9 protein-coding genes are annotated in these 8,725 nt (G+C 75.2%); 6 read left to right on the top strand and 3 right to left on the bottom strand.

Annotated features, from left to right (window positions below):
- Positions 1 to 138: 138 nt before the first annotated feature.
- The 6 genes from BAW75_RS23940 to BAW75_RS23915 all read left to right on the top strand — a co-directional run bounded on the left by BAW75_RS23940 (position 139) and on the right by BAW75_RS23915 (position 6,508).
- Positions 139 to 1,149 (top strand): 3-oxoacyl-[acyl-carrier-protein] synthase III C-terminal domain-containing protein, encoded by a 1,011-nt coding sequence (locus BAW75_RS23940; protein ID WP_043324769.1) that lies wholly within the window; start codon positions 139 to 141, stop codon positions 1,147 to 1,149.
- Positions 1,146 to 1,385 (top strand): acyl carrier protein, encoded by a 240-nt coding sequence (locus BAW75_RS23935; RefSeq protein ID WP_223201113.1) that lies wholly within the window; start codon positions 1,146 to 1,148, stop codon positions 1,383 to 1,385. The genes BAW75_RS23940 and BAW75_RS23935 overlap by 4 nt, the downstream gene beginning before the upstream one ends.
- On the top strand, positions 1,382 to 2,284 hold the full coding sequence (locus tag BAW75_RS23930) for a thiamine pyrophosphate-dependent dehydrogenase E1 component subunit alpha (RefSeq protein WP_043324767.1): 903 nt from the start codon (positions 1,382 to 1,384) through the stop codon (positions 2,282 to 2,284). The genes BAW75_RS23935 and BAW75_RS23930 overlap by 4 nt, the downstream gene beginning before the upstream one ends.
- Positions 2,281 to 4,425, top strand: coding sequence for a 2-oxo acid dehydrogenase subunit E2 (locus tag BAW75_RS23925; protein ID WP_104114990.1), 2,145 nt, complete (start codon positions 2,281 to 2,283; stop codon positions 4,423 to 4,425). The genes BAW75_RS23930 and BAW75_RS23925 overlap by 4 nt, the downstream gene beginning before the upstream one ends.
- Before the next feature lie 264 nt (positions 4,426 to 4,689).
- Positions 4,690 to 5,913 (top strand): multidrug effflux MFS transporter, encoded by a 1,224-nt coding sequence (locus BAW75_RS23920; RefSeq protein WP_104114989.1) that lies wholly within the window; start codon positions 4,690 to 4,692, stop codon positions 5,911 to 5,913.
- Positions 5,914 to 5,959: 46 nt separating this feature from the next.
- On the top strand, positions 5,960 to 6,508 hold the full coding sequence (locus BAW75_RS23915; protein ID WP_043324764.1) for a P-loop NTPase family protein: 549 nt from the start codon (positions 5,960 to 5,962) through the stop codon (positions 6,506 to 6,508).
- Here BAW75_RS23915 and BAW75_RS23910 read toward each other — a convergent pair whose 3' ends face one another.
- From BAW75_RS23910 to BAW75_RS23900, 3 genes are read right to left on the bottom strand one after another with little or no spacing between them, the layout of a single operon-like run.
- The gene (locus tag BAW75_RS23910; RefSeq protein WP_104114988.1) at positions 6,509 to 7,456 is read right to left on the bottom strand and encodes an acyltransferase domain-containing protein; all 948 of its coding nucleotides are present in this window, start codon (positions 7,454 to 7,456) and stop codon (positions 6,509 to 6,511) included.
- A 49-nt stretch (positions 7,457 to 7,505) separates the two neighbouring features.
- The gene (locus tag BAW75_RS23905) at positions 7,506 to 7,820 is read right to left on the bottom strand and encodes a TraR/DksA family transcriptional regulator (protein ID WP_030501973.1); all 315 of its coding nucleotides are present in this window, start codon (positions 7,818 to 7,820) and stop codon (positions 7,506 to 7,508) included.
- Between the two features lie 2 nt (positions 7,821 to 7,822).
- On the bottom strand, positions 7,823 to 8,662 hold the full coding sequence (locus BAW75_RS23900; protein ID WP_104114987.1) for a rod shape-determining protein: 840 nt from the start codon (positions 8,660 to 8,662) through the stop codon (positions 7,823 to 7,825).
- Between the last annotated feature and the right edge of the window lie 63 nt (positions 8,663 to 8,725).

Here is an 8,725-nt window from a genome sequence, read left to right as displayed (position 1 = left end):
CCCGCCGGCTGGAAAACCGGCCGACCGGAGCAACGCGGAACGCCATACGTGCCAACGGGTTCCGGGCAGGGACGTGAGATGCTCTCGGGGCATGGGGGAATGGTAAGCAGCGGCGGATCTGCGGCGGGACGGTCGAGCATGAGCTTCGGGCTGGTGTCCTTCGGTGAGGCGCTCGGCGACCCGGCGCCCGTCGCCGACGTGGTGGCGCAGTACACCGACGACGTCAACCGCGTCCTCGGCTACGGCTACCGGCGGGTGCACCGCGCCGCGCCGGACGTCGGCCTGACCGACCTCGCCGAGCGGGCCGCCCGCCGCGCCCTGGACGCCGCCACGCTGCCCGCCGCGCGGGTGGACCTGCTGGTGCTCGCCGTCACCGACCTCACCGAACACCTCTACTGGGACGCCGCCGCCGACCTGGCGTACCGGCTCGGCGCGGCCGGCGCCGAAGCGGTGCTGCTCACCCAGGCGTGCACCACCGGCGTGCTCAGCCTCGACACCGTCGCCGGCAAGTTCGCCACCCACCCGGAGTACGACACCGCGCTCGTGATCGCGGCCAACCGGACCTGCGAGGCGTACTGGAACCGGATGGAGACCCAGCCGATGGTGTTCTCCGACGGCGCGGTGGCCACAGTGGCCCGGCGCGGGCACCCCCGGCTGCGCTGGCAGGTCACCGAGGCCGCCACCGACGGCCGCTACGCCGGGTTCTACCGGCTCGACGGCGGTGGCGCCGCGGCGCCGTTCGCACCCGGCGCCGAGCCGCCAGCCGCCCGCGACGTGTGGCACGTGATGGAGTTCTTCGACTACGACCCCGAGCAGTTCGCGCAGTACGCCCGCCACCTCGACGAGCGGATGGTGCGGGTCACCGAACGCGCCTGCGAGCGGGCCGGCGTCACCGTCGCCGACCTGGCGCGGCTGATCCTGGTCGCCGACAACGAACGCGCCATGACGTCGCTCGCCGAGGCCCACAAGGTGCCGCCGGAGCGGACCAACCGGGCACTGGCCGCCGAGTACGGGCATCTCGGCGCGGCGGACCAACTGTTCGGGCTGAGCCGCCTGCTCGACGCCGGTGAGCTGCACGAGGGCGACCGGGTCGCGTTGATCTCGTTGGGCCGGGGCACCCACTGGGCCTGTACGATCATCGAGGTATGAGCATGTCCAGCCGGCTGGTGCGGCTCGTCGCCGACGTGCTGGAACTGCCCGTCGACCAGGTCGACGCGCAGACCGGCCCCGCGACCACCGCCGCGTGGGTGAGCCTGCGTCACCTCCAGATCGTCGTGGCCGTCGAGGACGCGTACCGGATCTCGCTGACGCCCCGGGAGATCCGGACCGTGCGGTCGGTGGGCGACCTGCGCGCGCTGCTCGCCCAGCGGGGCGTGCCGGAGTGAGCGCCGCGCCGGCCCCGCTCGACGACGCCGACCTCGACGCGGGGCTGCTCATCCGCCGCTTCGAGGAGCACCTGCTGCGCCTGTACGCCGACGGTCACCTCGCCGGCACCACGCACACCTGCCTCGGCCAGGAGTACGTCCCGGTCGCGCTGGCCCCACTGCTGACCGGGGACTTCGTGTTCAGCAACCACCGCGGACACGGGCACTACCTGGCGCACTGCGGCGACCCGGAGGGCCTGCTGGCGGAACTGCTCGGCCGCGACGGCGGGGTGTGCCACGGGTACGGCGGCAGCCAGCACCTGCGCCGGGACCGGTTCCTGTCCACCGGCGTGCAGGGGGAGAGCCTGCCCGCCGCTGTCGGCGTGGGACTGCACCTCAACCGCACCGGGCAGGACGCGATCGTGGTGGCGTACATCGGCGACGGGACCTGGGGCGAGGGTGCTGTCTACGAGGCGCTGAACATGGCCGCGCTGTGGCGGGTGCCGCTGCTCGTCGTGGTCGAGCACAACCGGATCGCCCAGTCCACCCCGACCACCGCGCAGCTCGCCGGCACCATCGCCGGCCGGGTCGCCGGGTTCGGCATCACCGTCAGCGAGTCCGGCTCGTTCGACCTCACCGAGGTACGCGCCGCCGCCGCGCCGCACGTCGAGCGGGTCCGCGCCACCCGGACGCCGCACGTGCTCGTGCAGCACACGGTCCGGCTCGGCCCGCACAGCAAGGGCGACGACACCCGGCCCGCCGACGAACTCGACCGGCTGCGCCGCCTCGACTGGCTCCAGCGGTACGCCGAGGCGTACCCGGAGCGGTTCGCGGCCGCCGACGCGCGGGCCCGGCAGCGGGTCGCGGAGGTCTCGGCCGAGGTGCTGGCCCGGCCACTCGCGCGCGGAGCGGCGGCGTGACGCGCGCGGAACGGGTCAGCCGCAACCTCAACCGTGCCCTGCACGCGCTGTTCGCCGCCGACGAGCGGGCCTGGCTGCTGGGGGAGGACGTCGCCGACCCGTACGGCGGGGCGTTCAAGGTGACCCAGGGCCTCTCCACCGCCTACCCCGACCGGGTGCTGTCGACGCCGCTGAGCGAGAACGGCATCACCGGCGTCGCGGGTGGCCTGGCGCTGTGCGGCGACACAGTGATCGTCGAGATCATGTTCGGGGACTTCGCCGGTCTCGCCTTCGACCCGATCCTCAACCTGATCACCAAGTCCGTCGCCATGTACGGCGAGCGCACCCCGATGCGGGTGGTGATCCGCTGCCCGGTCGGCGGCGGGCGCGGCTACGGCGCGACGCACAGCCAGAGCCCGCAGAAACACTTCATCGGCATCCCGCACCTCGCGCTGTACGAGCTGTCCCCGCTGCACGACGCGGCCGACGTGCTGGCCGCCGCGCTGCGCCGCGACGAACCGGCGATGCTGTTCGAGGACAAGATCCTCTACACCCAGCGGCGGTACGTGGACGGCCGCGTCGACGACCGCCTCGCCTTCGAGTCGCGCGGCGCGGACGGCAACTGGGCCCGCGTCCACGACCCGGACGCCACCGGCGCGCCGACGCTCGTCATCGCGCCGGGCGGGGTCGCCAACCGGGCGATCGCCGCCGCCACGCGGGCCGCCGAGCGGGGACGTACGGTCGAGGTGCTGGTCCCGGCGCGGCTCTACCCGGTGGACGTGGACGGCCTGCGCGACCTGCTCGCCGGCGCGCACGGCGTGATCGTCGCCGAGGAGAGCACCGCGGGCGGCACGTGGGGGAGCGAGGTCGCGGCCCGCCTGCACGCCGAGGCGTGGCCGCTGCTGCGCGGCCCGGTCGAGCTGGTCAGCTCCGCCGACCGGGTCATCCCGTCCGCGCCGCACCTGGAACAGGCGGTGTTGCTCGGCACCGACGCGATCCTGGACCGGATCATGCGCCTGCCCGCCGCGCCGGTGGCGACCGGCGACCGGGGCGGACCGGCTGACGCCCCGGCGACTCCGGCCGGCGTGTCTCCGGGCGTGCCCGGCGCGGTTCCGGTTCCGCGCACCGATCCGTCACCCGTCGATCCGCCGCCCTCCGCTCCGACGACGGCGGCGCAGGCGGGCGTCCCGGTGGACGTACCGCGGCTCAACCCCAACGACGACAGCTACGTGCTGCTGGAATGGCTGGTCGCGGACGGCGCCACGGTGGAGACCGGCGAGCCGGTCGCGGCGGTCGAGACGTCCAAGGCGATCGAGGAACTCGCGGCGACGCGGGCCGGCGTGCTGCGTCAGGACGTGGCAGCCGGCGTCGACTGCGCCCCGGGCGCTCCCATCGGCCGGATCCTGCCCGAGTCGGCCGTGCCCGCCCCGCCAGAGCCGCTGGGCTCGCCCGCTGCGGCGTACCCGGAGCAGGTGGAGGCCGTGGGGACGCGGACGGCGACGCCGGGACGGCCGCTGCCACCGGCGCAGCGCCGCATCGCCGACGTGGTGTCCACCTCGCACCGGGAGATCCCGGTGGCCTTCACCGCCATGCGCGTCGACGTGACGGCAGCGCTCGCCTATGCCCGCCGCGCCGCCGACGAGACCGGCGCCACGGTCGGCCTGACCGAGGTCGTCATCGCCGCCGTGGCCGCGCTGCACGAGCGGTTCGGTGCCCTCTACGCCCGGCTCACCGGCGACGGGCTGGTGGTCGACGCGGAAGCGCCGTCGATCGGGCTCACCGTGGACGTCGGCACCGGACTGTTCCTGCCGGTGATCCGCGACGCGGCCGGACTGGACCTCGGCGACCTCGCTGACGCCGTGGTCGCGCTGCGGATGAAGGCGCTGCGCGGCCGGCTCCGCGAGGAGGACATGGCCGGCATGAACTTCCTGGTCGCGCTCAACGACACACCCGGCGTCACGGTGGCCCGGCCGATCATCCCGCCCGGCGTCACCTGCGCCCTCTCGGTGCCGGACGTGCACCGCGAGGTCGTGCTCGACGGCGACGGCGGGGTACGCGAGCGGGCGGTGGCGGACCTGGGGCTGGCGTACGACCACCGGCTCGTGAACGGGGCGCAGGCCGGGGCGTACCTGGCCGCGCTCGGCGAGGTGCTGCAACGCTGACCGGCACCCCGGATCGGCCGCCGTGCGGTCGTCGCAGCCGCCTCGTCCCCGTCCGGCGCCGGCAGCGACGTCGGCCCCGGCGGCGTGCCGCACCGGTGGGCAGGCGCGTGACCTGCGTTACCTCTCGCCGAGACGGGAATGTGATCACCGGGGGCGCATTTGACTCACTGTGTGAGTGCCGCACCCTCCCGCGCCCGGTCGCACGACCGGGCCGGGACGCCCCAGACGACCGATGCCACCCCGACGCCCACCCCGGGTGACCTGATGAGCCGCAGCCAGCGCCTGAGGCTCGTGCTCGTCCTCGGCTCGCTGATCGCCGTGGGTCCGCTGACCATCGACATGTACCTGCCCGCGCTGCCCGCGACCGTGGCGGACTTCGCGACCACGTCGGCGGCGGTGCAGTTGACGCTCACCGGGACGCTCGCCGGGCTCGCCGTCGGCCAGTTGCTGATCGGGCCGCTGTCGGACGCGGTCGGGCGGCGCCGTCCGCTGATCGCCGGTCTGCTGCTGCACATCGTGGCCTCGGCGCTGTGCGTCGTCGCCCCGAACGTCGCCGTCCTGGGCGTCCTGCGGGTCGTGCAGGGCCTCGGCGTCGCCGCGACCGCAGTGGTCGCGATGGCGGTGGTGCGCGACCTGTTCAGCGGGTCGGCGTTCGCCACCATGCTGTCCCGGCTGCTGCTGGTGATGGGCGCGGCGCCGGTCCTCGCCCCGACGCTCGGCGGTGGTGTGCTGCGGTGGACGGACTGGCGTGGCGTGTTCGTGGTCCTGGCCGTCTTCGGGGTGCTGCTCGTCGTGCTGGCCACGCTCGCGCTGCCGGAGACGCTGCCGCCCGCGCGCCGCCAGCGCGGCGGAGTGGTGGCGACAGTGATGAACTACGGCGGGCTGCTGCGCGACCGCGTCTTCGTCGGCCTGGTCCTGGTGGCCGGCCTGGCCATGGCGGCGCTGTTCGCGTACGTGGCCGGCTCGTCGTTCGTCCTCCAGGACGGGTACGGCCTCAACGAGCAGGAGTTCGGGCTGGCGTTCGGGGCGGGCGCGGTGGGCCTGATCGGCGCGACCCAGTACAACGTGCGGCTGCTGCGCCGCTACTCCTCCCAGTGGATCCTGGTGGCCTCGCTGGCGGGGGGCACGGTGGCCGGGCTGGCGCTGCTGGTGTTCGCCGCGACCGGCTTCGGCGGGCTGCCCGCGCTGCTGGTGTCGCTGTGGTTGGTGCTGGCGGCGGCGGGTCTGGCCATGCCGAACGACCCGGCGCTGGCCCTGTCCCGCCACGGCGAGGCGGCCGGCACCGCGTCCGCCCTGCTGGGCGCGGTGCAGTTCGGCGTGGGCGCGGTGGCGGCGCCGCTGGTGGGCGTGCTCGGCACCGGCGCGGTGGCGATGGCGCTGGTGGTGGCCGGCGGGATGGTGGCGGCGCTGGCGGTGCTGCTGGTCGTGGTGCGGCCGTCGCAGCTCGCCGGCCTGGATGCGGATCCGGCGGTCGCGGTCGCGCACTGACGGACCGTCCGGCGCGCGGGATGCGGGCAGCGCCTACGCTGCTGCCATGACCGCCCCGGCCCGCATCCTGGTCGAGGGGATCCACGGGTCCGGCAAGTCGACGCTGGCCGCGCTGCTGGCGCAGCGCTACCGCCTGCCCTGGTATCCGGTGGACGATCTGCTCTGGGAGCCGGGCTGGGTGGAGGTGCCGGTCGCCGAGCAGCGACGGCGGATCGCGGAGATCTGCCGACGTGACCGCTGGATCCTCGACGGTGCCTACCACGGCTGGCGGGACGTGGTGCTCGGCCGCGCCGACCTGGTGATCGGCCTGGACTACCCGCGCGGGGTCTCGTTCCGGCGGCTGCTGCGGCGTACGCGGCAGCGGCTGGCCAGCGGCGAGGAGATCTGCAACGGCAACCGGGAGTCGTGGGGAAGCGTGCTGTCCCTCGACTCGGTGCTGGTGTGGCACGTCACCGGGTTCGGCCGGGCGCGCCGGCGCCTGCGGGCCTGGGCGGCCGACCCGGCCGGACCGCCGGTGCTGCTGTTCACCGACCCGGCCGCCCTCGACGACTGGCTGGCGCGCGGCAGCCGGGTGCCGGACCGGCGCGGGACGTGACTACATCGGAAAACGGCCGCGACGCCACTGCCAGTGGCGGCCGGCCCGCAGGTGGTCGATGACCGCGCGCTGGAGGACGGTGCGGCGGGGCAGCCGGTCCAGCGGCGTGTTCAGGCTGCGGAAGACGAAGCGCAGCACCTCGACGTCGCCGTCCAGCCCGTCCATCTGCTGGTAGGGCTCCAGCGTGAACCGCCGCTGGAACCGGACGATGTTGGAGTCCTCCGGCAGGTATTCGCTCAGCTGTGGGTCGAGCAGCCAGGAGCCACAGGAGAAGGCGGTGTAGCTCTCGTCGGGGAAGTGGCGCGGGAAGAACGCCCGGGCCCGGTCCAGCGACGCGTCGACCGCCGCCGGGGTCAGCGGCCCCGAGTCGGGGATGTGCAGGTCGAGGGCGCCGGTGTCGCCGCGCTGGTGCTGCAGGCGGCCCAGCTCGTAGAGGCCGCCGCGCGCGTGCAGCGTCAGCCATGCCTGCATGACCGGCCAGCCCTCACCGTGCATCCGCCGGTCGACGGCGAGGTTGTTGCCCAGGTCGGCGAGCGTCGCCCAGGAAACCTCGTCGGGCACGCCGTGGTCGTCGTGGTACGCCCGGACGACGTCGACCAGGGCCAGGTACGCGTAGGCGTAGAGGTGCCGCCAGGCCGGTCCCCGGTCGCGGGGCAGCGCCGGGCCCGGCGGCAGCCAGGCGAAGCCGCCGAGGTCGGCCCGGACCAGGGCGATCGAGCGGTCGAGCAGCCAGCGCAGCTCCGGCGTCCACAGTGGGGACTCCGGGTCCGGCCAGCCCGCCATGATCTCGGCGGCGTCGTCGGGGCGAACCGCGAGCCGCCGCAGCAGCGCGGGCGCGTCCGCCCGGGCGGGCAGCGGCGCGGAAGGCCGGTCGCCGGCGAGCCGGCGCACCCGGTCGATCTCCTCGGCGGGCACGCCGAGCCGGCCGGCGACGTCGTCCACGTCCATGGGGACGACGCTACCGGCCGGCGCGCGCGCCGACAGCCCCGTGCGGTGCTCAGCGCCGTTGCTGACACGGCACGCAGAAGCGGGCCGCGGGCCGGATCTCCAGGCGGGCGGTCGGGATGTCCTGGCCACAGCGCTCGCAGACGCCGTACGTGCCGTCGGACATGCGCTTGAGCGCCTGGGCGGTGTCCGCGACGCCCTGGCGCGCGGCCTCGATCAGCCGGCGCAGGGTGTCCGGGTCGTGACCGCCGTGGTCGGGCTGCCGCGTGTGCAGCGTCAGCTCGGTGAGCTGGTCGGTGTACTCGTTGAACTGCCGGTCCAGCAGTTCCCGCAGGGTGTCCGTGCGGTCGTTCAGGGCGTGCGTCATGATCAGGCGCTCCTTTCCGGGCGGCGCTGGGTGTCGTGCGGGTGGCGCAGGGCCGAGACAGCGGCCATGCCGGCGCCGGTCAGGGCGGCGGTCCGGGGTGAGGCGGCGCGGTGGACGGCGGCGCCGAGCCTCGCGACCAGGCGCGCGGTCACGGCCGGCCGGGTCGCGCCGTCGCCGATGACGATCGCGCCGCGGGCCAGGGCGGTGCGGACCAGGGGCCGCAGCGCCGGGTCCTGCCGCAGCTCACGGACCAGCCGGGCGGCGGCGTCGGCGAGCATGCCGGCGGTCGTCGCGTGGTTCAGGTCGCGGGTGCCGACCTCGGCGCGGCGGGCGGCGACGACCCGGCCGTCCTCCAGCAGCGCCACCTCGGTGAGCTGCGCGCCGATGTCGGCGAGCAGCAGGGTGCCGGCGGCGGCGCCGGCGCCGATGGCGCCCGCCCGGACGCTGTCGAGGAACAGCAGCCGGGACGGCGCGAGGACGGCGGCGAGCACGCGGCGCGTCGCCTCCTGCTCGGCCGGCGCGGCCAGCACCGGCCGGCAGGCGACCACGAGCGCGCCGACCGGTACCGCCGCGCGGTGGTCACGCAGGATGCGTCGCAGCTCGGTGACGCAGGCCGGACCGTCCACGATCCGTCCGCGCCGCACGACCGGGCTGCGCAGGCCGTGACCGAGCGGGACGCTCAGCGTCCGGCCCGGACCCAGCCAGATCCGCAGCAGGCTGCTGCCGAGGTCCACGGCGATCGGCGCCGCGTCGGCGCCCACCGGCGGGCGGGTGGTGTGGGAGCGGCCGATCAGCAGACCGGTACGCGCCGGAGAACGGACGACGGTGACGGGATGCGGCATACCGACCTCTTTCGGATCAGGTGCCCAACCGGGCGGTGGACGGTGCGGGGGAGGGGCGTGGCC

This window comes from Micromonospora chalcea (genome assembly GCF_002926165.1).
GTDB lineage: Bacteria > Actinomycetota > Actinomycetes > Mycobacteriales > Micromonosporaceae > Micromonospora > Micromonospora chalcea.
This window is presented reverse-complemented; position numbering and strand designations above follow the sequence as displayed.

Excerpts from the sequence above, each read along its gene's own strand:
- BAW75_RS23940 (WP_043324769.1), top strand. The coding sequence starts at position 139 with ATGAGCTTCGGGCTGGTGTCCTTCGGTGAGGCGCTCGGCGACCCGGCG.
- BAW75_RS23905 (WP_030501973.1), bottom strand. The coding sequence starts at position 7,820 with ATGACGCACGCCCTGAACGACCGCACGGACACCCTGCGGGAACTGCTG.
- BAW75_RS23935 (WP_223201113.1), top strand. The coding sequence starts at position 1,146 with ATGAGCATGTCCAGCCGGCTGGTGCGGCTCGTCGCCGACGTGCTGGAA.
- BAW75_RS23915 (WP_043324764.1), top strand. The coding sequence starts at position 5,960 with ATGACCGCCCCGGCCCGCATCCTGGTCGAGGGGATCCACGGGTCCGGC.
- BAW75_RS23920 (WP_104114989.1), top strand. The coding sequence starts at position 4,690 with ATGAGCCGCAGCCAGCGCCTGAGGCTCGTGCTCGTCCTCGGCTCGCTG.
- BAW75_RS23900 (WP_104114987.1), bottom strand. The coding sequence starts at position 8,662 with ATGCCGCATCCCGTCACCGTCGTCCGTTCTCCGGCGCGTACCGGTCTG.
- BAW75_RS23910 (WP_104114988.1), bottom strand. The coding sequence starts at position 7,456 with ATGGACGTGGACGACGTCGCCGGCCGGCTCGGCGTGCCCGCCGAGGAG.